The sequence below is a fragment of the Pontibacter arcticus genome, assembly GCF_003284895.1.
GTDB lineage: Bacteria > Bacteroidota > Bacteroidia > Cytophagales > Hymenobacteraceae > Pontibacter > Pontibacter arcticus.
In genome coordinates, this window is the sequence record NZ_QMDV01000001.1 from 456,030 (window position 1) to 480,202 (window position 24,173).

At 43.8% G+C, this 24,173-nt stretch carries 29 protein-coding genes and 4 tRNA genes; 12 read left to right on the top strand and 21 right to left on the bottom strand.

Features of this window, described 5'->3' with window-relative positions:
• Positions 1-38: 38 nt before the first annotated feature.
• The 11 genes from rplJ to DP923_RS02160 all read right to left on the bottom strand — a co-directional run bounded on the left by rplJ (position 39) and on the right by DP923_RS02160 (position 7,080).
• Positions 39-563, bottom strand: a complete 525-nt coding sequence (rplJ, locus tag DP923_RS02110) for a 50S ribosomal protein L10 (protein ID WP_112303920.1) — start codon at positions 561-563, stop codon at positions 39-41.
• Positions 564-567: 4 nt separating this feature from the next.
• Positions 568-1,260, bottom strand: coding sequence for a 50S ribosomal protein L1 (rplA, locus tag DP923_RS02115; RefSeq protein ID WP_112303921.1), 693 nt, complete (start codon positions 1,258-1,260; stop codon positions 568-570).
• A gap of 13 nt (positions 1,261-1,273) precedes the next feature.
• Entirely contained in the window at positions 1,274-1,717 is a 444-nt protein-coding gene (rplK, locus tag DP923_RS02120; RefSeq protein ID WP_112303922.1) for a 50S ribosomal protein L11, read from the bottom strand.
• Positions 1,718-1,729: 12 nt separating this feature from the next.
• Entirely contained in the window at positions 1,730-2,287 is a 558-nt protein-coding gene (gene nusG / locus DP923_RS02125) for a transcription termination/antitermination protein NusG (RefSeq protein WP_112303923.1), read from the bottom strand.
• Between the two features lie 9 nt (positions 2,288-2,296).
• Positions 2,297-2,488, bottom strand: a complete 192-nt coding sequence (gene secE, locus DP923_RS02130; protein WP_112303924.1) for a preprotein translocase subunit SecE — start codon at positions 2,486-2,488, stop codon at positions 2,297-2,299.
• Positions 2,489-2,516: 28 nt separating this feature from the next.
• A tRNA-Trp gene (locus tag DP923_RS02135) sits at positions 2,517-2,589 on the bottom strand.
• A 110-nt stretch (positions 2,590-2,699) separates the two neighbouring features.
• Positions 2,700-3,887: an elongation factor Tu gene (tuf, locus tag DP923_RS02140; RefSeq protein WP_112303925.1), complete on the bottom strand. Its 1,188-nt coding sequence runs from the start codon at positions 3,885-3,887 to the stop codon at positions 2,700-2,702.
• A 72-nt stretch (positions 3,888-3,959) separates the two neighbouring features.
• Positions 3,960-4,031: transfer RNA gene (locus tag DP923_RS02145), tRNA-Thr, on the bottom strand.
• Positions 4,032-4,140: 109 nt separating this feature from the next.
• Positions 4,141-4,213: transfer RNA gene (locus DP923_RS02150), tRNA-Gly, on the bottom strand.
• Between the two features lie 82 nt (positions 4,214-4,295).
• Positions 4,296-4,378: transfer RNA gene (locus tag DP923_RS02155), tRNA-Tyr, on the bottom strand.
• Positions 4,379-4,527: 149 nt separating this feature from the next.
• Positions 4,528-7,080 (bottom strand): M1 family aminopeptidase, encoded by a 2,553-nt coding sequence (locus tag DP923_RS02160; protein ID WP_112303926.1) that lies wholly within the window; start codon positions 7,078-7,080, stop codon positions 4,528-4,530.
• Between the two features lie 90 nt (positions 7,081-7,170).
• Here DP923_RS02160 and DP923_RS02165 point away from each other — a divergent pair, with 90 nt between their 5' ends.
• From DP923_RS02165 to frr, 3 genes are all read left to right on the top strand, one after another.
• A complete protein-coding gene (locus tag DP923_RS02165; protein WP_112303927.1) occupies positions 7,171-7,668 on the top strand; it encodes an acetyl-CoA carboxylase biotin carboxyl carrier protein subunit in 498 nt (165 codons plus the stop codon).
• An 83-nt stretch (positions 7,669-7,751) separates the two neighbouring features.
• Positions 7,752-8,486 carry a UMP kinase gene (pyrH, locus tag DP923_RS02170; RefSeq protein WP_112303928.1) on the top strand — a complete coding sequence of 245 codons (735 nt, stop codon included), beginning with the start codon at positions 7,752-7,754 and terminating at the stop codon, positions 8,484-8,486.
• A gap of 93 nt (positions 8,487-8,579) precedes the next feature.
• Positions 8,580-9,143, top strand: coding sequence for a ribosome recycling factor (frr, locus tag DP923_RS02175; RefSeq protein WP_112303929.1), 564 nt, complete (start codon positions 8,580-8,582; stop codon positions 9,141-9,143).
• Between the two features lie 129 nt (positions 9,144-9,272).
• Here frr and nadD read toward each other — a convergent pair whose 3' ends face one another.
• The 4 genes from nadD to DP923_RS02195 are packed head-to-tail and all read right to left on the bottom strand — an operon-like array spanning position 9,273 to position 11,337.
• The gene (gene nadD, locus DP923_RS02180) at positions 9,273-9,845 is read right to left on the bottom strand and encodes a nicotinate (nicotinamide) nucleotide adenylyltransferase (RefSeq protein ID WP_112303930.1); all 573 of its coding nucleotides are present in this window, start codon (positions 9,843-9,845) and stop codon (positions 9,273-9,275) included.
• Positions 9,842-10,426 (bottom strand): guanylate kinase, encoded by a 585-nt coding sequence (gmk, locus tag DP923_RS02185; protein ID WP_112303931.1) that lies wholly within the window; start codon positions 10,424-10,426, stop codon positions 9,842-9,844. Before gmk ends, nadD begins: the two co-directional genes overlap by 4 nt.
• A 6-nt stretch (positions 10,427-10,432) precedes the next feature.
• Positions 10,433-10,714 (bottom strand): anti-sigma factor family protein, encoded by a 282-nt coding sequence (locus DP923_RS02190; RefSeq protein ID WP_112303932.1) that lies wholly within the window; start codon positions 10,712-10,714, stop codon positions 10,433-10,435.
• 29 nt (positions 10,715-10,743) lie between these two features.
• On the bottom strand, positions 10,744-11,337 hold the full coding sequence (locus tag DP923_RS02195) for a sigma-70 family RNA polymerase sigma factor (protein ID WP_112303933.1): 594 nt from the start codon (positions 11,335-11,337) through the stop codon (positions 10,744-10,746).
• A 255-nt stretch (positions 11,338-11,592) separates the two neighbouring features.
• Here DP923_RS02195 and DP923_RS02200 point away from each other — a divergent pair, with 255 nt between their 5' ends.
• Positions 11,593-13,137 carry a glycosyltransferase family 2 protein gene (locus tag DP923_RS02200; protein ID WP_112303934.1) on the top strand — a complete coding sequence of 515 codons (1,545 nt, stop codon included), beginning with the start codon at positions 11,593-11,595 and terminating at the stop codon, positions 13,135-13,137.
• Positions 13,138-13,460: 323 nt separating this feature from the next.
• On the top strand, positions 13,461-14,204 hold the full coding sequence (locus DP923_RS02205; protein WP_112303935.1) for a LytR/AlgR family response regulator transcription factor: 744 nt from the start codon (positions 13,461-13,463) through the stop codon (positions 14,202-14,204).
• A gap of 79 nt (positions 14,205-14,283) precedes the next feature.
• Here DP923_RS02205 and ahcY read toward each other — a convergent pair whose 3' ends face one another.
• Together ahcY and DP923_RS02215 are read right to left on the bottom strand one after the other, a co-directional pair.
• Positions 14,284-15,591 (bottom strand): adenosylhomocysteinase, encoded by a 1,308-nt coding sequence (ahcY, locus tag DP923_RS02210; RefSeq protein ID WP_207801923.1) that lies wholly within the window; start codon positions 15,589-15,591, stop codon positions 14,284-14,286.
• Positions 15,592-15,745: 154 nt separating this feature from the next.
• Entirely contained in the window at positions 15,746-16,435 is a 690-nt protein-coding gene (locus DP923_RS02215; RefSeq protein WP_112303937.1) for a DUF4397 domain-containing protein, read from the bottom strand.
• A gap of 169 nt (positions 16,436-16,604) precedes the next feature.
• Between DP923_RS02215 and DP923_RS02220 the strand changes: the two genes are divergently transcribed.
• The 4 genes from DP923_RS02220 to DP923_RS02235 all read left to right on the top strand — a co-directional run bounded on the left by DP923_RS02220 (position 16,605) and on the right by DP923_RS02235 (position 18,763).
• The gene (locus DP923_RS02220) at positions 16,605-17,792 is read left to right on the top strand and encodes a THUMP-like domain-containing protein (RefSeq protein ID WP_112303938.1); all 1,188 of its coding nucleotides are present in this window, start codon (positions 16,605-16,607) and stop codon (positions 17,790-17,792) included.
• A 269-nt stretch (positions 17,793-18,061) separates the two neighbouring features.
• Positions 18,062-18,274, top strand: a complete 213-nt coding sequence (locus tag DP923_RS02225; RefSeq protein WP_207801924.1) for a hypothetical protein — start codon at positions 18,062-18,064, stop codon at positions 18,272-18,274.
• Between the two features lie 82 nt (positions 18,275-18,356).
• A complete protein-coding gene (locus DP923_RS02230) occupies positions 18,357-18,563 on the top strand; it encodes a hypothetical protein (RefSeq protein ID WP_112303939.1) in 207 nt (68 codons plus the stop codon).
• A 17-nt stretch (positions 18,564-18,580) separates the two neighbouring features.
• Positions 18,581-18,763 (top strand): hypothetical protein, encoded by a 183-nt coding sequence (locus DP923_RS02235; RefSeq protein ID WP_112303940.1) that lies wholly within the window; start codon positions 18,581-18,583, stop codon positions 18,761-18,763.
• Positions 18,764-18,823: 60 nt separating this feature from the next.
• On the opposite strand, the gene DP923_RS02240 is transcribed toward DP923_RS02235, so the two are convergent.
• Together DP923_RS02240 and DP923_RS02245 are read right to left on the bottom strand one after the other, a co-directional pair.
• Positions 18,824-19,423: a DNA-3-methyladenine glycosylase gene (locus DP923_RS02240; protein ID WP_112303941.1), complete on the bottom strand. Its 600-nt coding sequence runs from the start codon at positions 19,421-19,423 to the stop codon at positions 18,824-18,826.
• An 84-nt stretch (positions 19,424-19,507) separates the two neighbouring features.
• Positions 19,508-19,786 (bottom strand): hypothetical protein, encoded by a 279-nt coding sequence (locus tag DP923_RS02245; protein ID WP_112303942.1) that lies wholly within the window; start codon positions 19,784-19,786, stop codon positions 19,508-19,510.
• A gap of 147 nt (positions 19,787-19,933) precedes the next feature.
• Between DP923_RS02245 and DP923_RS16620 the strand changes: the two genes are divergently transcribed.
• Positions 19,934-20,083: a hypothetical protein gene (locus DP923_RS16620; RefSeq protein WP_165838132.1), complete on the top strand. Its 150-nt coding sequence runs from the start codon at positions 19,934-19,936 to the stop codon at positions 20,081-20,083.
• 52 nt (positions 20,084-20,135) lie between these two features.
• Complete coding sequence (locus DP923_RS02250) at positions 20,136-20,363, top strand: DUF2798 domain-containing protein (protein WP_112303943.1); 228 nt, start codon at positions 20,136-20,138, stop codon at positions 20,361-20,363.
• 38 nt (positions 20,364-20,401) lie between these two features.
• On the opposite strand, the gene DP923_RS02255 is transcribed toward DP923_RS02250, so the two are convergent.
• Positions 20,402-20,770 (bottom strand): hypothetical protein, encoded by a 369-nt coding sequence (locus tag DP923_RS02255; RefSeq protein ID WP_112303944.1) that lies wholly within the window; start codon positions 20,768-20,770, stop codon positions 20,402-20,404.
• 299 nt (positions 20,771-21,069) lie between these two features.
• On the opposite strand from DP923_RS02255, the gene DP923_RS02260 reads away from it, so the two are divergent.
• The gene (locus DP923_RS02260; RefSeq protein WP_112303945.1) at positions 21,070-23,274 is read left to right on the top strand and encodes a B12-binding domain-containing radical SAM protein; all 2,205 of its coding nucleotides are present in this window, start codon (positions 21,070-21,072) and stop codon (positions 23,272-23,274) included.
• 146 nt (positions 23,275-23,420) lie between these two features.
• On the opposite strand, the gene DP923_RS02265 is transcribed toward DP923_RS02260, so the two are convergent.
• Complete coding sequence (locus DP923_RS02265; RefSeq protein WP_112303946.1) at positions 23,421-24,056, bottom strand: hypothetical protein; 636 nt, start codon at positions 24,054-24,056, stop codon at positions 23,421-23,423.
• Positions 24,057-24,173 lie beyond the last annotated feature (117 nt).

The following is a 24,173-nucleotide window of genomic DNA, read 5'->3' on the forward strand; positions in this document are numbered from 1 at the left end:
TTGAAATTAAAAGTTACTTATTGATTACGTTTTTTAAATTATTCTTTTTCTGATAATGTTTTCAGGATACCGGCAAGCTTGTTACCACTGCTCTGTAGTGCAGACACCACATTCTTAGCAGGAGATTGAAGTAAACCAATGATATCACCGATAAGTTCATTCTTAGACTTGATGTTTGCAAGTGCTTCCAATTGGTCATCACCAATAAAAATACCGCTGTCTATGAATGCCCCTTTAATAAGTGGAAGGGGATTGCCCTTCTTTCTGAATTCTTTAATAAGTTTAGCTGGCGCATTTCCTGACTCAGCAGAGAAAAGAATACCAGATGAACCTTTTAATACTCCTTCTAAAACAGAAGTGTCAGCTTCTAAAGTATCCAAAGCCTTTTTGATCAAGGTGTTTTTGTATACTTTATACTCTAATCCTCTGTCGTAGCACAGTCTTCTGAATGAGTTGATGCTGGCTACAGTCATTGTAGAAGCATCTGTGATATAGAAGTAGTTCGTATTAGAAAACTTCTCACTCAATTCGTTTACAATTATCTCTTTTTCTTCCCTGGTCATATTCTTAGATAGTTGCGTTCTTATCAACGATTACAGCAGGGCTCATTGTGCTTGACAATGTTATACTTCTGATATATGTACCCTTAGCAGATGAAGGCTTCAGTTTGTTTAATGTCTGAATTACTTCAGCAGCATTTGCAGCTAGCTGTTCAGCAGAAAACGATACCTTTCCAACACTTGTATGAATGATACCAGTTTTATCAACTTTAAAGTCAATTTTACCAGCTTTCACTTCTTTAACTGCTTTACCTACTTCAGCAGTTACTGTTCCAGACTTAGGATTTGGCATTAAGTTACGAGGACCTAATATTCTACCTAAACGACCAACTTTAGCCATTACTGCTGGCATCGTGATGATTACGTCAACATCTGTCCATCCTTTTTCGATCTTTTGGATATAATCATCCAGACCTACGAAGTCAGCACCTGCATCTCTTGCTTCCTGCTCTTTATCAGGCGTAACAAGCGCAAGAACTTTAACGTCTTTACCTGTACCGTGTGGTAATGTAACAATACCTCTCACCATCTGATCAGCCTTACGTGGGTCTACTCCTAGACGCACATCAATATCAACTGAAGCATCGAATTTGGTGAACGTAATATCCTTTACTACTGAAGCGGCATCTGTTAAAGAATACTCTTTTGTCAAGTCAGCTTTAGCTAAAACTGCTTTTCTGTTTTTTGAAATCTTCGCCATTATCCTTTAACTATTATTCGTTCCACGGAGCATTTCCAGACACTGTAATACCCATGCTTCTGGCTGTACCAGCTACCATTCTCATAGCTGAATCCAGTTTCGGAGCATTTAAATCAGGCATTTTCAGCTCTGCAATCTCTCTGATCTGATCCCATGTAACTGAACCTACTTTGTTACGGTTCGGCTCTTTAGAACCGGCCTTAATCTTAGCAGCATCCATTAACAATATTGGAGCAGGAGGCGTTTTAATAACGAAGTCAAAAGACTTATCTGCATATATTGTAATCAATACTGGTAACACTTGACCAGGCTTATCCTGTGTTCTGGCGTTGAACTGCTTACAGAACTCCATGATGTTAAGACCTTTAGAACCAAGTGCAGGTCCAATCGGCGGCGATGGGTTCGCGGCGCCTCCCTTTACCTGAATTTTCAGGTAACCTTTAATTTCCTTTGCCATTATTTGTATTTACTACGATTCTTTTTCTACCTGTATGTAATTCAGCTCAACTGGCGTATTTCTTCCAAATATTTTCACCATTACGTTAAGCTTTTTACGCTCTTCAAACACCTCTTCTACCGTTCCGGAGAAGCCACTAAACGGACCATCCATCACTTTTACCATCTCACCTACGATGAATGGTGTATCCAGCACTTCAGCTTGCTCTTCTGCCTCATCAACAGTACCTAAGATTCTATTGATTTCAGATTGACGAAGTGGAACAGGCTTTTTACCAGCTACACCTTCATTTGAACCTAGAAAACCAATAACTCCTGGTGTGCTAATAATTATGTGCTCAGCTTCTCCATGAGAAAGGTCTGCATTTACTAATACATACCCCGGGAAGAAGTTACGCTCTCTGATTCTTTTTTTCCCGGCACGCATTTCGTAAACTTTTTCAGCTGGAATAAGTACTTGTGGTACATATTCATCTAGTTGCTGTCTTACGATTTCGTTTTCCAGATAAGCTTTTACTTTTTTTTCCTGCCCACTAACTGCGCGAACCACATACCATTTTAACTCTGCCATCGCGTATGCTTAAAATTGGTTGTAAAACCATGTCAGCACCGAGTCAAATGCAAAGTCCATTGCACCTACTACTAGAGCAAAAGCAAGTGAACCTATTAACACTAACACAGAACTATTCTGTAGCTCTGCATAAGAAGGCCATGAGACTTTCGTCTTCATCTCTTCTACTGTTTCGTTTATATAGTTGGATACTTTGCTCATGGTTATACGTTACCAGAAAATTTGTTTGCACGGGTGGAGAGACTCGAACTCCCAGCCAATGGTTTTGGAGACCACTACTCTACCAATTGAGCTACACCCGTAAAAAAATGCACACCATTTTTTCTAATGGAGTGCAAATTTATACATTATTTAAATGAAAACAAACCCGTTCTGAAAAAACTTCTTCAGTAACGGGTTTGCAACATTATAATTAGTCAAGGATCTCAGTTACCTGACCGGCACCTACTGTTCTACCACCTTCACGGATAGCGAAACGAAGACCTTTTTCCATTGCTACTTTGTTGATCAACTTCACAGTAATTGTGATGTTATCACCAGGCATAACCATTTCTACGCCTTCTGGAAGCATGATCTCACCAGTTACGTCTGTAGTTCTTAAGTAGAACTGTGGACGGTATCTGTTAAAGAATGGCGTGTGACGTCCACCTTCTTCTTTAGAAAGAACGTAAACTTCAGCCTTAAACTCTTGGTGCGGCTTAACTGAACCTGGCTTGCAGATAACCATACCACGACGGATATCAGTTTTCTCAATACCACGAAGTAAAAGACCTACGTTATCACCAGCTTCACCTCTGTCTAGGATCTTGCGGAACATTTCAACACCAGTTACTACTGATTTCATGTTCTCAGCACCCATACCCAGGATGTCAACTTGCTCACCAGAGTTGATTACACCACGCTCGATACGGCCTGTCGCAACAGTACCACGACCAGTGATTGAGAACACGTCCTCAACTGGCATCAAGAATGGAAGATCAGTTAAACGAGCTGGAATCGGAATGAAGCTATCTACTGCTTCCATTAATTCCTCGATAGTTTTAACCCATTTCTCATCACCGTTCAAGCCACCAAGAGCTGAACCCTGAATTACTGGAATGTTATCGCCATCGAAATCATAGAAAGAAAGAAGTTCACGGATTTCCATCTCAACAAGCTCAAGAAGCTCTGGATCGTCTACCATGTCTACTTTGTTCATGAATACTACTAGCTGAGGTACACCTACCTGACGAGCAAGAAGGATGTGCTCACGCGTTTGTGGCATTGGTCCGTCAGTTGCAGCAACTACCAGGATAGCACCGTCCATCTGAGCAGCACCAGTAACCATGTTCTTCACATAGTCAGCGTGACCAGGACAGTCAACGTGTGCATAGTGACGGTTTTCAGTTGCGTATTCTACGTGTGAAGTATTGATTGTAATACCTCTTTCTTTTTCTTCAGGAGCGTTATCAATTGAAGAGAAGTCGCGAAGTTGAGCAAGACCTTTTTTAGCCAATACTGTAGTAATGGCAGCAGTCAAAGTTGTTTTGCCGTGGTCAACGTGACCGATTGTACCGATGTTTACGTGCGGTTTGGAGCGGTCAAATGTTTCTTTAGCCATTGTATGATATTAAATTAAGGTTAAAACGTTTAAGTTTATGCGCGCTTTTAAAGGACACGTACCGGAACTTAGAGCCAACGATGGGAATTGAACCCACGACCTCTTCCTTACCAAGGAAGCACTCTACCCCTGAGCTACGTCGGCTTCTTATCTCCGAAAATCAAAACCTCTATTTACAGTAATAAGGAAATCCATCTACACAGAATTCCTTCTTTTAATAACCCGTAAGAGATTAAATTTATTCTTTAGAGAGAGCGGGAGACGAGGTTCGAACTCGCGACCTATAGCTTGGAAGGCTATCGCTCTACCAACTGAGCTACTCCCGCTTTTAAAATTTTGAATGACTGAACCCCGAATTCATTGTCTTGCCTTAAGCAAAACGCAATTCAAAATTCAGTCATTCTTTTGTGGGGAGAGCAGGATTCGAACCTGCGAAAGTTTACACTAACGGAGTTACAGTCCGTTCCATTTGGCCGCTCTGGAATCTCCCCGATTGCTAATCTTACATTAAATCAGCAGAACTTTTTCCTTTAACCTTTTCGCTTTGCAGCGCTTCTTCGTTCTAAGGAGATGCAAAATTAAGCGCATTTTGTTTTAAGTCAAATATTCTTGCAACTATTTTCAAATATTTTCTGCCGGGCTACTGCATCTGGTTATACATTTCCAGTACGCGTTCGTCTTTTTCAGCTTTCTTGATTTCTTCGAGCAGAGCCTTAACTTCTGATTTATTGGACATTACAGTTAAAGCCTGGTAAGCCGAAGCCCGGACATAGTACTGATTGTGATTCTGAGCCAGGTCAGAAAGAATTTTTATGGCTTCGGGTGTATTTGCTTCTTCGTTGCCGGCTAAGTAAGCTCCGAAGCTTTGTAACAGGTAATACAAGCTGCTGTTTTTTCCTTGTTTCAGTTTATCTAAAAACCATTTATACTTTGCTTCCCCGCCCTGCATGGCATACAGGTTTGCAAGCGCCAGTACTATTTCTTCATTTTTTTCATCATCAAACCTTGCTAATTTCTGCATGGTATCAGTTGCGCCGCTACCTGCATAAGCAAGTATAGCTGCTGCTGTAACCTGGTACGAACTATCGTTTAAGGCTTTCTCAAATAAAGTTCTATACTTGTCTCCGTTCCAAGCAGCCAATGTTAGTATGGCATCAGCCCGCACAGCGCCTCGCTTGTCTTTTTGCGCCATTTGCGCTATTGTGGGTTCAAGTGTTGTGGCTTGTTCTTTTGACAGGTTACTTAAAAGGTTAATAGCTGTACTTCTGACAACCCAATAGTCATCTTTCAAGGCTGTTTCTAACAGCTTTCTTACTTCTGGTTCAGCTACTTTTTCTTTTAACTTTACTATTGCCTCCATTTTAGGAGCAAACTGTTTGGCGTTATAGAACTGGTAAGTTAATTCAGCGCCTGTTTTCGCATGTGCTATTGTTCCGAGCAACTGGTTTTCTGCATCAAATAAAACGGATTGCGGCTGTGTACTTACCGGAAATGTAAACGTCTGCTCTGCTTTTGTGATCTCAATCGGGTACAGGCTTTTCTTTCCTTCGTTCCAGATGGCTATTTGTAGTGGCAGCCTGTAAACCGGGGTATAGGTGGTATCCTGAAGTTGTTTTACACGAATAGCAAGTTGCCCATTGGCATAGGTATGATTCACTTCCAGTTCAGGGTGGCCAGGCTTCATAAACCACTGGTCGAAAAACCACATCAGGTCTTTGCCGGTTATGTCTTCAAAGGCCATGCGCAGTTCAGCTACCTCCACTGCACTAAATTTATTTCTGGTTAAGTATAAATTCAGCGAAGCCCAGAAAGCCTCATCGCCTACATACTTGCGCAGCATGTGCAGCACACGACCACCCTTTGCATACGAGTGGCTGTCAAACATATCATCCTGGTTTTTATAATGATACCGGATGAGCGGTTCGCGTTTCGTTTCTGCCTCATCCAGGTACTGGTTTAATTCATCCAGCTGGCTGTAAGCTGCTTCATCAGGGCCATACTTGTGTTCTGCCCACAGGTATTCTGAATAGTTGGCGAACGCTTCGTTCAGTGGCAGATTAGCCCATGATTCCGTGGTTACATAATCACCGAACCATTGGTGGAAAAGTTCGTGCGCTATAATGCCATCCCAGTTCTTATCCAGCAGTTCGCGCTCGTTTAGTTGCAGGTCTTCCATAAAGGTAGAAGCTGATGTATTCTCCATCGCACCAGATACAAAATCGCGCACAACAACCTGCGAATACTTCGCCCACGGATACGCCACGCCAAGCTTTTTAGAGAAGAACTCCATCATTTCCGGCGTATTGCCAAAGATTTTCTTTGCAGTGCCTTTGTAAGCCGGTTCTACATAATAATTTACTTCCTTGTCGCGCCATTTATCTTTTACTACAGCATACTCTCCTATAGCCAGCATGGCTAAGTATGGTGCGTGCGGTAATTCCTGTTTCCAGTAATCTGTTTTGGTACCGTCGGCGTTCTGGCGCGAGTAAATAAAAGCCCCGTTAGACAGCGTGGTATACTTTGGATCTACCGTAATATAGATCTCCTGCGTCATGCGCTCGTTGGGTGTATCTATTGTAGGGAACCAAGCGGAGTTAGCTTGGGTTTCGCCCTGCGTCCAGATCTGCTTTGGCTTATCTGGCTCCTGCCCTAACGGATTTATAAAGTATAAACCTTTGTCTTCCGTAATGGCATCGCTCCCGCCTTTGGCTAGTTCGTTTGGTTTGGCTGTGTACTCTATCTCGATTATGTATTGCTCGGTGCGGGTATAGGTCTTATTTAACTGTATGGTCAGCTTGCGGCCATCGTACTCATATTTTAGGGGCGTTCCGTCGTTATCTTTCAGCAGGTTTATACTATGTACATCGAAACCCTGTGCATCCAGTACCAGTTTATTCTGCGGATAAAAGTATGGCTTTAAGGTAAGCTCGGCTAAGCCGTTGAGTTGCTGTTTTTCCCAGTTAAAACTAATGCGCAGCTTGGTGTGCAGCAGGTCATGCTCCAGCGTGCGCGATGGGTTGAACGTATGCTTTTGAGGCGCTATTGTAAGTATGGAATCTGTTGGCGCTACTTGCGGTTTTGGGGTTGCAGCAGCTGTAGTGCCGCCGGCCGTTACGCCTTTATTTGTGTTACAGCCAGTAGTAAAGGCCAGCGTGGCAGCCATACTTATAACACTCAAAAACCTATAATTCATGATGGATTGTTTAATTTTGGGGACAAGTTCTAAAAATACTGTAAGAAATCAATTAACTTTAAGGTCGGAAACCACACATACTTCAGAAAGATGCTCCAGATAAAAACCGCTGAAAACAAAGCATGGCAGGTTGATATTCAGAAAGACGCCATACTTCTCAATGGAACACCTTTTGATTGGGACATATCTCCGATCGGCCCTTCTACTTATCACATCATAAAAGGAAACAAGTCGTATACGGCAGAGCTGGTTCAGGCAGATTATCAGTCAAAATCATTCATTTTTAAAATTAACGGCGCCAAGCTGGAAGTTAGTGTAAAAGATCGTTTCGATTTGTTACTCGACAAGCTGGGTATGAGCAATGCCAACGCCAGCAAGGTAAACGACATTAAAGCGCCAATGCCCGGTCTTATACTTGATATTAAAGTAGAGATTGGCCAGGAAGTAAAAAAAGGCGATACCATTATGATACTCGAAGCCATGAAAATGGAAAACATCCTCAAGTCTCCGGGCGATGGTGTTGTACGCGATATCAAGGTTTCTGTAAAACAAAATGTCGAAAAAAATCAGGTCCTGATTTTATTTTAATTCGTAAGGCAGCTTACAGCAGTTAACTTCTGTTGTTTACCAGATCACCATTCACAGTTATTTAAATTCTAAAAGTATAGATCGTGAAGTATAAAAGAATATTGCTGAAACTTAGCGGCGAATCGCTTATGGGAGAACAGCAGTACGGGATAGACTCGGGCATGCTGTTAAAATACGCCCAGGAAATTAAAGAAGTATCAGCGATGGGTGTAGAGGTAGCTGTAGTTATTGGCGGTGGTAACATCTTTAGAGGTGTGCAGGCCGATGAGTTTGGCCTCGACCGCGTACAAGGCGACTACATGGGCATGCTGGCAACCGTAATTAATAGTATGGCATTGCAAAGCGCCCTGGAGAAAGCCGGCGTTTATACACGTTTACTTTCCGGTATCAACATCCAGCAGGTTTGTGAGCCTTATATCCGCCGCAGAGCTGTTCGCCACCTGGAAAAAGGACGTGTGGTTATTTTTGGTGCCGGCATCGGTAGCCCATACTTTACAACAGATTCGGCTGCCTCTTTGCGTGCGATAGAGATCGAAGCCGATGTTGTGTTGAAAGGCACACGCGTAGATGGCATTTACTCCGCAGATCCGGAGAAAGATCCGAATGCAGAATTCTACTCTAATATTTCTTTTAAGGATGTGTTTGAGAAAGGCCTGAACGTAATGGACATGACCGCTTTCACCCTTTGCAAAGAAAACAATCTTCCTATCATTGTATTTAACATGAACAAAGCCGGTAACCTGAAGCGCCTGGTAGATGGCGAATCGGTTGGTACGCTTGTATCGATGACGGATATGGAAGAAACCCTTACACAGTAGAGAAAAGCGGCAAAGCTTAATCTGATAAAAAATAATAATTTTGCCAAAAAGGAAGGCAAGTATACTTTCAACAGAACTTAAGTTACAATTGATATGACGGAAGAAATTCAGTTCTACCTCAGCGACGCCGAGGAATCGATGCAAAAGGCGGTAAATCATACAAACGCCGAACTAACTAAAATCCGTGCCGGCAAAGCTTCTCCGTCTATGGTAGAAGATTTACGTGTTGATTACTATGGCACAGCTACCCCAATTTCGCAGGTTGCTAACATTATAGCCGTTGATGCCCGCACGCTGATGATCAAGCCCTGGGAAAAGAACATGCTGGGCGAGATCAACAAAGCCATCAAAAACAGCGACCTGGGTCTTAATCCGCAGCAGGAAGCAGATGGCGTACGCCTGAACATTCCGGCATTAACGCAAGAGCGCCGCCGTGAGCTTGTAAAGCAGGTAAAGAACGAAACTGAAAGCGGTAAGATCAGCATCCGTAACATCCGTAAAGATGTAAACGAAGCCCTGAGAAAACTGCAGAAAGAAGGCACTGCCGAAGACGCCGTGCGCGATGCCGAAGCCAAAGTACAGAAAATGACAGATGCGAACATCGTAAAAATTGACGAGTTGCTTTCTAAGAAAGAAGCTGAAATTATGACTGTATAAGTATACTTCATACTTTTTGTTAAAAGAGAAAGGGCTTATGGTTTAACCATAAGCCCTTTCTCTTTTAACAAAAATTTCTATTTTCTGCTAATATCCCGGCATGAAGACCTTGTTTATACTTTTAAAGCCTTATCTGTAAAGCTTGTGTACTTTTATGTAGTCTGCTACTTCATCCGGTACCAGGTATTTTATACTTTTCTCTTCGCGTATACACTGCCGGATAAAAGTGGCAGAAATATCCAGCATCGGCGCTTTCACAAACGAGACATTAGGCAGATTCGTAATTTCTGTTGTATCTGAACCGGAACGCGGGTAAACGTATACTTTGTAGTATTTCAGCAGGCTTTCGGCATTCTTCCATTTAGGCAACAGCGCCAGGTTATCTTCCCCAATGATCAGCACAAACTCGTAGCTCGGATATTTTTCCTGCAGGTATGTAAGCGTATCAATGGTATAACTTGGCTTGGGCATACTGAACTCGATATTGGATACTCCCAGGTTTGGATTATCCGCGATGGCCAATGTAGCCATCTGCAACCTGTCGAATTCATGGGCCAGCGTGTTGCTTGGTTTAAAAGGATTCTGCGGCGATACAATTAACCAAACCGTATCCAGATCAGTGTTAGTGGCCATAAAATTAGCCAATATCAGGTGCCCGGTATGGATGGGGTTAAAGGAGCCGAAGAGCAGCCCTACTTTCATACGATGGCAGGTTCTGACCGTAAGAACTCATCTACAAGCTTGGTGGCTTCTGCAAAAGCTTTTTCGAGGTTATCGTTCACGATCACTTCATCAAACTGATCTTCGAACTCCATCTCGAATTTAGCTTTAAATACCCGGCTGCTTATACTCGACGAAGAGTCGGTGTTGCGGGCGGTAAGGCGGTTAGCCAGCTCTTCGATGGAAGGTGGCTTTACGAATATGGCTAATGCTCTTTCTTTGTAAAAATGCTTTATACTTAATCCTCCTTTAACGTCTACATCCAGTATCACATGCTTGCCGCTGTTCCAGATGCGTTCTATTTCTGATTTTAATGTGCCGTAAAAGGCACCTTCGTATACTTCCTCCCACTCCACAAACTCATCATGAGAGATTTTCTCGGTAAATTCTTCGGGAGTCATGAAGTAATAATCTTTTCCGTTTTCTTCGGAGCGGCCGCGCTTATCGCGTGTGCAGGCCGAAATAGAAAAGCTGAGGCTTGGGTTTACCTGCAGCAAATGTTTTACGATGGTCGTTTTGCCGGCACCGGAAGGAGCCGAAAAGATAATGATTTTGCCTTGCATCAGGGGCTATACGGTTTCTTGAATCTTCGCTTTGATGGAAAGCGCCAGGCTTTCTGGTACAATAATACGCTTTAAATGCCCACTTACCAGCCCTTTTAGAAGTTTTTGCTTGTCATGGCTCTCGAAACAACTGATACAATCCTCAATATGAGCGTTAAAAAACTCTTGTTCTTCGGCTGTTACTTCGCCATCCACTACGGCATTTAGAAGGTCAGCAACCTTCTCGCAATCCGTGTCATTACATCTTTCCGACTTACCGGAAACTGCTTCTTTAAATTTAGATTCCATCTTAATTCAATCGCTTGAAATTTTCTTTATTAACTATTATAACCCATGCTTTTTGCATACTTCTCCAACTTCTCCTTTAAAGAATTTCGCGCGCGGTGCAACCTGGAACGTACTGTACCAATTGGTATATCCAGGATTTTGGCCATTTCCTCGTAAGTAAAGCCTTCCAGGTCACAAAGTATAATTACGGTTCTAAAATCGACAGGCAAGGCATTCAGGGCACCGGCAACCTCATCTCCAATCAGATCCTGCACACTTTGGGTGCGCATATCGCTGGTAGTGGCCACGCCGGACTCGCCTTCTACATCATCAGTATTATAATATCCTTCTACTTCGCTATAGTCAACTTTAGCCGGCTGCTTGCTTTTTTTGCGAAATTCGTTGATAAACGAGTTCTTCAGGATGCGGAACAGCCATGCTTTTGCATTAGTTCCTTGCTCAAAATAATCAAAAAAGCGGTACGCCTTCAGGTATGTTTCCTGAACAAGGTCATTTGCATCATCTTCGTCTAAGGTTAACCTGTAGGCAAAATTGTACAGGGGGTCGAGCACGGGTAATAATTCTGCCTCGAAGCGGGCGTCCTTTTCCTCTTTGCTCATTTGTTTACCTGTTTGATCGCTCATCTATATTGGGTTTTTGTACTTTACAAAAGATTTCAAAGATGCCTATTACGCAAATATAGAAACTTTACTTACATACCTTACATGCACCGTTTGGGTTGCAGCATACACCTTCTGTATCAAATTTTATAGGAACAGACTTACATCTGATGCGGCAGCTAAAAGTTTTTAAACTCTAAACCGGTTCTTTTATAAACGTTTTAGAGTTTAAAAACTAATTTTGACCTTTTAGAGGATTACCATGCATCTTCGATAAATATGAATCAGCTTATAGCAGTAACCATACTTACCAAAAATAGCCAGAAGTATCTTCCTGCATGTCTTGGAGCGCTTCAGGCTTTTAAAGAAGTAATCATACTAGACAACGGTTCCACAGATGATACGGTAAAAATTGCAGCAGCATTTGCTAATACCAAAATAGTAAATTCTCCTTTTATTGGTTTCGGACCGTTAAAAAACCTGGCTGCCCAACATGCTATAAGCCCCTGGATATTATCTATCGACAGTGACGAGGTACTTTCAGAAGAATTGGCCCGCGAGATATTACAACTCGATTTGAGTAATCCGCTTCTGGTTTACTCTTTTCTGCGGCACAATTATTACGGCACTAAACTGATAAAAGCCTGCGGCTGGGACAACGATTATGTACTTCGCCTGTACCATAAAAGCACTACCCGCTTTACAGACCTCCCCGTGCATGAGTATATCCAGACGGATGGACTGATAACACAGCGGCTTAACGGTACCCTGAACCATTACTCTTTTGATAACATTTCGCAGTTGCTCCACAAGATGGACCATTACACCACATTGTTTGCAAAAGAGAACAGATTCCGGAAAGCATCATCTCCAGCCAGGAGTTTTTTTAAGTGGAGCTTCTCATTCTTCCGGAACTATATGCTGCAACGCGGCTTTTTGTATGGGTACGAAGGATTAGCAATCGCTTTTTCTAACGCTAACGGCACTTTTTATAAGTATATGAAACTGCACGAAGAGAACCAGCACCTCAGCATCAGCCTGATCGTGACTACTTATAACTGGAAAGAGGCGCTGGCTGCTGTCCTGAAAAGTGCCTTTAACCAATCTGAACTGCCAAAAGAAATTATTGTAGCCGACGATGGATCCAGAGATGATACCCGTATGCTGATCGAAGAACTGGCAAAGATATCGCCGGTGCCACTGCTGCACAGTTGGCAGGAAGACAGGGGTTTTCGGGCGGCTGAAAGCAGAAACAGAGCAATGGCATTGGCAACAGGCGAGTACCTTGTTATCATAGACGGAGATATGGTGCTCCACCCTGATTTTCTAAAATCACATAGGCAAGCGGCAAAAAAAGGCTGGTTTATACAAGGCAAACGGGTGTTGCTAAACCCTAAAACTACCAGTGCTGTAATTGCCGGCACAAAGCAACACATACACCCTCTTTCAAAAGGGATTAAGAACAGGCTGAACGCTATAAGCTCCGGCTTTCTGGCTGGCATATTCCATCAGGAGCAAAAAAACCTGAAAGGCATTCGTAGCTGCAACATGGGTTTTTGGCAACAGGATGTGCTGCACATCAACGGTTTTAACGAAGACTTTGTAGGTTGGGGCCGCGAAGACAGCGAGTTTGCTGTACGTTTGCATAATAGTGGGCTGAAACGAAGGAATCTAAAGTTCGGCGGAGTTGCTTATCATCTTTTCCATAACGAGTTTTCACGCAAAAGCCTGCCTGAAAACGACCTCATTCTCAACACTTCTATTAACGAAAAAATAGTTTTCTGCCCGAACGGCATTAACAAACATTTACCTGCCTCATCTTAATAGTCAGGTGGTATTTTCTGTTCTGTTGAATATTGAATGAGCTATTATAGTTTCTACATTGACTTCTATTATATAAATTACCCTTTAAAAGCTTTAAACCCAACGATTGCTCTCTTTTGGGCAAGTATAGATTCTCTAAAGGCTGGTACTGACTTTTAAAATTTGCTACGCCTTTGTTTACCTACGGAAAAACCTGCTTTCTACTTCTGCGAATCTTAGCACTCATCATTTTTTATCTTTGTTTAGCTCCTATAATGTAACTAAAACAATATTATTTTTTGTTTTGGCACCATTTATAAGAAATCAACGTAGAAACAAATGCTATGCTAAAACCAAAGATTCTTATTTCGGAAGACGAAGTTATAATCGCGGAAAATCTTATTAATTGCCTGGAAGGCCTTGGTTACGAAACCTGTACCATAAAACCCGGCGAAGACGCCCTAACGATTATCAGAGAGAAAAGCCCGGATCTGGTTTTGCTTACTATCTGCGCGCATAGTACAAAGGATGGCATAGAAACCGGTATGCATATAAAGCAGGAATTCAGTATCCCCGTTATTTACCTTACCACCCACGCCGATACAGCTACTTTAGAAAGGGCAAAAAAAACAGAGCCTGCCGGCCTTCTCTTAAAGCCTTACAACGAAAACAGCCTGCGCTGCGCCATAGAAATAGCCTTGTATAACCATGGCCATCAGCATAAAGATGGTAAGTTAAACGGCCACCCTTACGCACACAAAGGCTATGAGGTAGCTGCCGATTATATTTTTGTGAAGGTAAAGCACCGCATCATTAAAGTGCTTTACAAGCACATACTTTGGGTGGAGGCTTATGATAACTACTCTTTTATTGTTACAGCTGATCAGAAGTACCTGGTAAGCTCTACTTTAAAGGATATGGAAGGGAAACTGCCGCCTCATACTTTTGTACGCGTACACCGCTCTTATATAGCCAACCTGGATATGATCGAAGCCCTAGAGGAAAATTCCGTTGTTTTTGCGAAAGGCGATATTCCGATTGGCAAGTCTTATAAGAAAACTCTGATGTCGCGGTTCAATATTATTTAAAACACTAACACTTATAAACAGAAAGGCCGGTACAACTTGCACCGGCCTTTCTGTTTATAATAAGGGAAATATCCCCAAATTAATATCTGTAGTATTCCGGCTTAAACGGACCTTCTACTTCTACGCCAATGTAAGATGCCTGGTCAGGAGAAAGCTCATCCAGCTCAACACCAATTTTGCTCAGGTGCAGGCGGGCAACTTTCTCATCCAAATGCTTTGGTAAAGTATAAACCTGGTTTTCGTAAGCAGCTGCATTTGTCCAAAGTTCGATCTGGGCAAGCGTCTGGTTAGAGAACGAGTTAGACATTACAAACGACGGGTGGCCAGTTGCACAACCAAGGTTTACCAGACGGCCTTCAGCTAATACAATCACATCTTTTCCGTCAATGTTGTAAAGGTCAACCTGTGGCTTAACGGTATCTTTTGTATGGCCGTAGTTGTCGTTTAACCAAGCCATATCAATCTCGTTGTCGAAGTGGCCAATGTTACAAACAATCGCTTTATCTTTCATGCTGCGGAAATGTTTTTCCGAGATGATATCTTTGTTACCGGTTGCTGTTACTACGATATCTGCTTCTTTAACGGCATCTACCATTTTCTTAACGGCATAACCATCCATTGCAGCCTGCAGCGCACAGATCGGGTCAATTTCAGTAACGATGACACGGGCACCGGCTCCACTTAACGAAGCGGCAGAACCTTTTCCAACATCACCATAACCAGCCACAACCGCTACTTTACCAGCCATCATCACGTCTGTAGCACGACGAATAGAATCTACTAAAGACTCTTTGCAGCCATACTTGTTATCAAACTTGGATTTTGTAACAGAGTCGTTTACGTTGATAGCAGGCATTGGAAGTGTGCCGTTTTTCATACGCTCGTACAGGCGGTGTACACCTGTTGTAGTTTCTTCGGAAAGGCCTTTGATGCCAGCAGCCATTTCAGGGTATTTATCTAATACCATGTTAGTCAGGTCACCACCATCATCCAGGATCATGTTCAGTGGCTGGCGATCTTCACCAAAAAATAAAGTTTGCTCGATGCACCAGTCAAATTCTTCTGCAGTCATACCTTTCCAGGCGTAAACCGAGATGCCGGCAGCAGCAATGGCAGCGGCAGCATGATCTTGTGTAGAGAAAATATTGCAGGAAGACCAGGTAACTTCAGCACCCAGCTCAACCAGTGTTTCAATCAGAACTGCCGTCTGAATCGTCATGTGAAGGCAACCGGCAATGCGGGCTCCGGCAAGTGGCTTGCTTGGGCCATACTCTGCCCGGATAGCCATTAAACCTGGCATTTCTGCTTCAGCAAGTTTAATTTCTTTGCGGCCCCACTCAGCCAGCGAAATATCTTTTACTTTGTAATTAAGCTGTGTATCAATCATTATATCTGTTATTTATTCTCAAGAACAACAAAATTACACAAATTGTTGCGGAACATCAACTTTTGGTATTAACGGCCTGGGCCTGCCGCCTATAAAAAAGCACAGCCAATTTAAAACGGCTGTGCTTTTGGTTTTATACGTAGCGTTCAGGTTATTATTTATTTACAATAATCTCCGCACCGAGCGTGTTTGTATTGCCGCTGGGAGGAGTAAGAAAGCCTTTCGCAAATACAGTGTAGATCTTACCGTTCTGTAACTGTACGTTAGGCACTGTTAATACAACTGTGGTTGTGCCGGCCGGGCGGACTTCTAAAGTATACGTTCCGGCAGCTACCGGCGTGAATGCTGTAGCGGATTCCAAGCTTCTGTTGGAAAATACAACCGGGCCTCCTTGAACTGCAATATCAACTGCTGGCGCATCTGGTGCCAGGTGTACAAAACGTAAGTGCGCCTGGCCTGATGCCGGAGCTGTCAGGTTATCTTCTAATACAATAGGTTTAATACCCGAAAGCCTTCCGGCTGCGAAGACAGTATAGTTTGCGCCTGCTTTCAGGTCAAGGTTTGCATCAATAACGGAAGTAGAAGTACCAGCCGCGTTAATTTTAATGTTACGTCTGCCTTGTTCTACAGTCAGGTAACCGGTGTTGTTAGGGTACATCAGTGCTGCTGAGTTAACCTTTTTATTATCTACCAGCAGGTCAACGCCAGGGGCATCCGGAGAGGCGTGTACCGCCATTACCTGAGCATTACTCACCATAGGTAATTCATCATCGTCGTCGTCGCAGGCCGTAAAAGCCAAACTAGGGACAACTAAAAGCATTAAGAGTTTCATCCAGTTTTTCATAGAGGTAATTTTTAAATTGTTTGTGGATTAGTAAGGATTAGTGTAATAATCAATAAACTAGCCGTTAATTATTTTGTTTAACATTTTTTGAAAAAATTTAAACAAAATATTCTTTTCAACTACTTCTCCAAAACCAATACCTTTGCCGGGCATACCAGTTTATACTTTGATGCGAAGATTTACTGCAGAAGAAATAACGTTTATACAAGCACATTTGCACCAGGATGCAGCCACACTGATGTTGCAGGCCAGCCGCTATCCGGGTTTGCCCGTGCTTGAGTTGGTGCAGCAAATTAAGGCCCGCCAGAAAGCCACTACAAAACTCCCGACCTGGGCTGAAAATCCGGAAACCGTTTTCCCGGTCACGTTATCTGTAGAGCAAAGTTCCTCTGAAGCCACAGCGGCCTTTAAAGCTTTTTTGGTTAAAGGAAAACTGCTGATAGACCTGACAGGTGGCTTTGGGGTGGATAGTTTATACTTTGCCAGGAGCTTTGAACAGGTCATCCACGTGGAACAGAACCACGAACTTCAGGAAATTGCTGCTTATAACTTTAACCTGCTGGGCGCAACCAACATCCAAAGTATAGCTACTACTGCCGAAGCTTTTCTGAACAGCTTTACACAAAAGGCGGATGTTATTTACCTGGACCCGGCCCGACGCGGCAACCGCGAAGAAAAACTGCATTTGCTTCAGGATTGCGAACCAGACATCCTGGGCCTGTTGCCTGTACTTTTAGCCAAATCAGATGCTATTCTTCTGAAAACTTCGCCAATGCTGGATATAGAACTGGCGCTGGAGCAACTACTGCAGGTAGCTAAAGTGTGGGTAATAGCTGTACACAACGAAGTGAAAGAGGTTTTATACTTGCTGCAACCCCACACAACAGCACCCGAGCTGGCAGAACGAAAAGCTGTGAATCTACTCGCTAGCGGGCAGCAACAGACACTAACGTTTACCAAAGCCACGGAAGAAGCAGCCATACCGGTTTATACTTTGCCGCAGGCATTTGTATACGAACCCAATGCAGCCATTTTAAAAGCCGGCGCTTACCGGTACCTGGGCGCACAACTGGGCTTAAATAAATTGCACCCCAACAGCCATCTTTATACTTCCGAACAACTGGTCCCTGACTTTCCGGGGCGCTCTTTCAGGTGCGTGCACGTAAGCAGCTACAACAAAAAAGAATTATTACGGCTGGTGCCGGGCAAGCAAGCCAATATCACGGTTCGTAATTTTCCTGAATCGGTAGCTGAAATCCGTAAGCGCACCGGTATAAAAGAAGGTGGCCGTTTATACTTGTTTTTCACTACAGATATGCAGCAGAAACCTACGGTCCTGATCTGCGAGAAAGTATAAACTGCCATCCTTTTGCAGTAACCAAACAGGTAAGATTATACTTTCCGCTTCCCTCTCCTACTTATTTATACTTGTAACTGCTACTGCTACGCAGGATTGGCTACTTGCTGCACTTTAAACTTTAGCAGATAGAAAAACAGGTTTTGCACAGTTTTTCGTGGCATTACATGAACCCATCCTGGCACAAAGCGTAAACTATTAGATAATCAACTAGTTAAGTTTACATGCTTTGTATTAAAAGTTCTTGTTCTATTTAACCTATTAAAGTTATGAAAGACAGCAAAGACAAAAAGCAACCGAATATCAGCCCACCAATTTCTAAGGCGAATCCGAATACTGCAGCAAAAGGCAGCGCTTCGGGTGCACGTAGCAACAGTGCTTCCTCTAACGAAGGCCGCGGCTGGCACGGCGACCCGGAAGGCCACGCCAGAGCAGGTAGTCAGAGCCATAAAAACTCTGACTCAAACAAACGAAGTTCTTAAGTATAGACGTTACGTAAAAAGCTTTGGCTATAATGGCTTTTTTAATGGTGATGTACTGCAAATACCTTAAACAGAAGTAACCATGCAGCAGGATAAAGGGAAGATAAACCAACCCGGGAGCAACCCGGAAAAAAGCTTTGAAACAGGCAGGAAAGGTGGCAGTTCTCCTATTGATGCCGCCAATAAATCATCAAACCAAGTCAACAACTCGAAGCCGACCGGCCAGCAAAACATCAGAAGTAAGCAAAATAACCAGGACAAAGACCAATCATTAAACTTTATAGATTAACCTTCAAAACTAAAACTATGGATAAGAACAAAAATAAAAACCAGCAATCTGAGTTAAGCGACAAAAGCAAAGGCAACAAAAAAGATATTAGCAATAGCCTAAACCGCGATGCGGTGGGCAAAACAGGATCGAATAATCCTACGCCTCAAGCCCGCACCGATAACGAACAAGACAACGAAAAAAGAAAACATACTTTATAAAGTATAAACCAGGTAAAAAGAGCAGCGCAAATCATAACCTTGCGCTGCTTTTTTTTAACCCTACTTTTTCCTGCTTACCCACTTATTTTCTTTTAGCCAGAAGCGCCACGGCAAGTTTGCATCTTCGCCGGCATAATCAATACCTATCCTCGGGCCGGCAGCTATACTTGCTGCAGGTACTATATTACCCTTGTCTTCTATCCAGATAACATTACCAGTCAGGTCGGCGCCGTAGAGGTTGCGGTTTATGCCCAACGCTATACTTAGCACGCCCGGCCCTGCGGTTAAGTTAGGTTTTATACTTGCCATGTTGCGCCGCAGCAGCATTTCTTCGATACCTTCTTCCGGCTCAATAGCCCGGATAAGCACGGCATCGGCTTTGCCTGCCACATTTGTGATAATGTTGAAGAGGTTATACATGCCGTAAACAAGATACACATAAGCCACGCCGCCTTGCTGGTACATAATTTCGGTGCGTTGGGTGCGGCGGCCGAGGTGCGCATGGCAGGCTTTGTCGTTCTCTCCGGAGTAAGCTTCTGTTTCTACAATTTTGCCGCCGGTAAGTACGCCATCTATGTTCGTGTACAGGTATTTGCCAACCAGTTCCTGCGCCAGTTGCACTACATCGGGGCGGGTATAAAAGGAAGCAGGTAATTTCATACTTTGTAGTTGTAAGAAAAGATCGCAAAAGCAAAGCCTGCCTTCCGGTTCAGAAAGCAGGCTTTGCCATACTTGATTTTATGTTTATTGCTTTTGGTTGGTACCGTTGCCCTGGCCATCGCCGGCATGTACAGCGCTGCCAGAATCGTTTCCGTCGTAGTATTTACTTTCCAGCGTATCCTGTGTTACATCTGTGTTATTATTCGTAGCCGGGTCATCAACTGTCATGGAGCCTTCTTCTTCCAGGTCGCTGCGCTCTGTGTTTGTTTCGCCGGGCTCGGTGCCGGTGTTGCACGAAGTTAGGCCAGTAAAAGCAACAAAGGTTACAGCAAGTAAAGCAGCTTTTATTTTGATCGTATTCATAGTGTTTCTGGTTCAGGTTATACATAAGGCTGTATACTCGATAGCAGCCTGCACTTGCATGTACGACCTTCGGGCAAATAGAGTTAAGCAACAGCCAGCGCATTGCCACGTAAACCAATCAGACTATCATACTTTAAAAACCTGCTTATGCATCCGGATAAAGCAACTACCTCAACAGAAAAAGAACAGAACCAAAGAAATGAGCCCGCTCAGGAAAGCCAGCCACAACAGCCTCATCCCGAACAAGAGATTACACAGCAGCAGGAAGAAGCGGAAATAGAAAAAGGGCACTCCTGATAGGGGAAAACTGTAAAATGTTGCTGTAATTTGCACCCTAGATTACAGCCTGATGAAAAAGCCATCACTTACCAAAAAGAATAAAGTAAAGTTATTTGTTGTTGCCCTGATCAGTTTGTTACTGGCCCTGGCCCTGGAGCTTTATACGTTTGGCGTGGCTTCGGATTTTATACTTCGCTGGCTGCGCGCTTTCTTCGTTTTCTTTGTGATGATCGGCAGTACAGTATTTGTTATTGTTCCGCTGGTAGCGTATGGTGTGGCAAAAGCAGGTCGCAGCTAAACTGTATTTATACTTAATAGAGCGTAACCCGCAGTATTTTATCTACGGGTTGCTGCGTTTGTATCAAATCTTTTCCCGGACTCCAGGGAATGTATAGCAGGTTTTCCGGCTAGCGCAACGCGCGCGCTAACCGACTGCATTGCTTTTGCAAGGCTGTCAAAACCGATCATATCCAGTGATAAGAAATCCTGATCGGTTATCTTTTTGGTTTCAGCTTTCGATAATTCTTCTGAAGTAGCGCTTAACGTATGTTGATCAGGCAATTGGTGAGGAGTAGTTGCTGGCGGGTCGAGAGACAGCGTGAAAAGATAAGGTACACGAATATCTTTTTCGAATAACGGACAGGCGGCTGCAAGGAGCAACAACACAGTCGTTACGACCATCTGAGTATTTTTCCAGAAGTTCATGGCTAAAAAGTAAATCTGTTTTCTAAGGGGTAAGCAGGCGCGAGTTCGTAATATTATTCAATCCGTTCTTTTGATTGAACAATACAAAATTAAGCAAACTTCTCAGTATATAAAATATTTTAGAATAAATATTCTGATTAATTTATATAAAAGGTTACCTATGTTGTTAAATAATTTCTTATCCCTGAACCCCTTTCTGTAGCCGGCTGTTTAAAAAAGGCTGGCTTTTTCTTAAATAGTGCCGGAAGCCGTACTTTTGTTTTAAGCCCGATTGCCCTTTTATACTTTAGATTTATACTTTGGAGAAGCCCCATATTTTAATCATTACCCCGCCGCTCACACAACTTAACACGCCTTACCCGGCCACAGCCTACATTAAAGGCTTTTTAACCGGGCAAGGCTACCAAGTAACGCAAGCCGATTTTGGCATCGAACTGGTGCTGCGTATGTTCTCCAAAGCCGGACTGACACGTATATTTTCAGCTATAGAAACCGGCAATTTTGAGCTTTCTGATAACAGCCTGCGCATGCTTCGTTTAAAGCGCGAATATCTGCAAACCGTTGAGCCTGTTATCCGGTTTCTGCAAAACAAAGACCTGACGCTGGCACAGCAGATCAGTTACAGCCGCTACCTGCCCGAAGCCGCGCGTTTCGACCAGGTGGAAGACATCGACTGGGCTTTCGGAAGTATGGGCATTACCGACAGGGCACGCTACCTGGCAACTTTATACCTGGAAGACCTCGGCGACCTGATTAAGGAAACCGTTTGCCCGCACTTTGGCTTTAGTCGCTACGCCGAAAAACTGGCGCTTTCCGCTATATCGTTTGATCCCTTAGAAGATGCCTTGCAGCAGGAACCCGGTGTAGTAGACCAAATGCTGCTGGAATTGTTCGAAGAACGATTACAGGCAGTAAACCCAGCTATTGTTGGCTTCTCGATTCCGTTTCCGGGCAATTTGTATGGTGGCCTGCGACTGGCGCAATACATCAAACAAAAGTACCCGGGTATAAAAACCATTATGGGCGGCGGCTACCCCAATACAGAACTCCGCAGCTTACGCGAGCCCCGCCTGTTTAAGTACATTGATTTTGTAACGCTGGATGATGGCGAAGGCCCGTGGCTGAAACTGCTGGAATACCTGCAAGGCAACCGGCAAGTAGATTTTCTGCAGCGCACCTTTATACTTTTGAATGGCAAAGTTGAGTACATTAACGGTTGCCTTGATAAAGATATTCCGCACACCGAAGTAGGCACGCCTGATTACAGCGACTTGCCGCTGCGCGATTACCTTTCCGTAATTGACGTGATAAACCCGATGCACCGCCTTTGGAGCGATGGCCGCTGGAACAAACTAACCGTAGCCCACGGCTGCTACTGGAAACGCTGCTCTTTCTGCGATATCACTTTAGATTATATTAACCGCTACGATGTGGCCCCGGCCTCGCTGCTGGTAGACCGCATCGAACAGATCATTGCTCAGACCGGCCAAACAGGTTTTCATTTTGTAGACGAAGCTGCCCCTCCTGCCCCACTCCGCGACATGGCCATCGAGCTTATCCGGCGCGGCGTTAAAATTTCGTGGTGGGGAAATATCCGCTTCGAGAAAACCTTTACCCCTGATCTTTGCCGCTTGCTGGCTGCTTCAGGTTGTATTGCCGTTTCGGGCGGCCTGGAGGTAGCCTCGGACAGGTTACTGACCTTGATGGAGAAAGGCGTAAGTATAGAGCAGGTGGCCCGTGTTACCGACAGCTTTACCCAGGCCGGCATTATGGTGCACGCGTACCTGATGTATGGCTTCCCGACACAAACTGCCCAGGAAACGATAGATTCTTTAGAAGTAGTGCGCCAGCTTTTCCTGAACAATGTGATACAATCCGGTTACTGGCACCGCTTTAGTATGACCGCCCACAGCCCGATCGGTAAGAACCCGGCGAAGTATAAAGTTGTAAAAGTTGGCCCTGAAGAAGGCGACTTTGCAAACAACGACCTTTGGCACGACGACCCAACTGGCACCGACCATACGTTATTTGGCGCCGGCCTGGCAAAAGCCTTGTATAATTACATGCACGGTATTGCCCTGGAAGAGCCGCTTTCGTTCTGGTTTGATTTTAAAGTGCCGCGCGTTACCGTAAAGCCTAACTTAATTGGCAATGCCATCGCGCAGCCGCACCGCCCGGATAGTATGAAACTATCAGCCCGTGTACTGTGGCTCGGCAACCTCCCGGAAATAGAGTTCACCATGCTCGCTAAAAAAGGCCAGACCATTGAGCGTTGCGTGCTCACGTTTTACGAAAAAGCCGAAGACTTCGAAATTAAGACCACCGCAAGTATAGGCCAGTGGCTGTTTGATGTAGTGCAGAAAGCTACTCCGGATAACCCGGAAGCAGTTACGTTGAGACAACTGGAAGAAACTTACCCGGCCGAAGCTCACTTAAATTTTGCAGAGTTCCTTGCCTCGCCAAGCTGGTTTGATTTGCGGGAAAAAGGATTGCTGCTACTGTAAGTACAGAGTTCCTTGCCTCGCCAAGCTGGTTTGATTTGCGGGAAAAAGGATTGCTGCTACTGTAAGTATAAAGTGATATTACTCTAAACAAAAACTCCCCTGCAGGTTTATACTTGCAGGGGAGTTTTTGTTTGTATAATTTATACTTAGTAGGTAGCCATGATGTACTTATCTTTCCGGAGTTTACTGAAAAGTGAGCGCGCCAAGTGATTGTTGAGTGTATCGTACCCGGCAGAAATGCCATACACCTGCGAATCGGCATACCAGACAGGCTGCAATGTGTTTGTATCAACCAGGTAGGTATGGAAAGCAGCATTGGGTTCTGAATCGGCAAAGGTGTTACTTACGTTTGTCTGATGTATAGTAGTATAATCTGTGGTATACCAGTAATTACTTTGCTTCACAAAAAGTATTCCGTCAACGCCTGTTCTCCTTACTTTCTCCAGAAACTGGCTGTAGCTTAAATCAGTGTTCAGGTCAAATACATCCGAAGATTTAACCAGCCTGGTTTGGGCACCGGGTCTGTCGAAGTTGCGGGCAAGTGTTTTCTCGAGTTGCTTGCGGTAAGTTAAGTTCTCCAGGTTGTTAAATTTCCCTCTGATGTGCTCTTCATACGTCAGCGAGTCCAGTCCCTTAAAATCTATCTGTGTGTTTACCACCAATGTCATCAGGCCATTATAGTATTTATCAGTTTTCCTAACCTTTGCTGTTGAGGTAGAGGTAGTTGCGCACCCCGAAAAGAGTAGCAGAACAGAAAGCAGAACAGGAAGTATAGTTTTCATAGCTGAAGCTTAAAGGTATATTTTATTCACCTAATATATAAAAATTATCAAAACCAAGCAAACTTTGTATCTGAGCATTTATAGCATTAAGCGCTATTTATAGCCTGACGATGTCGA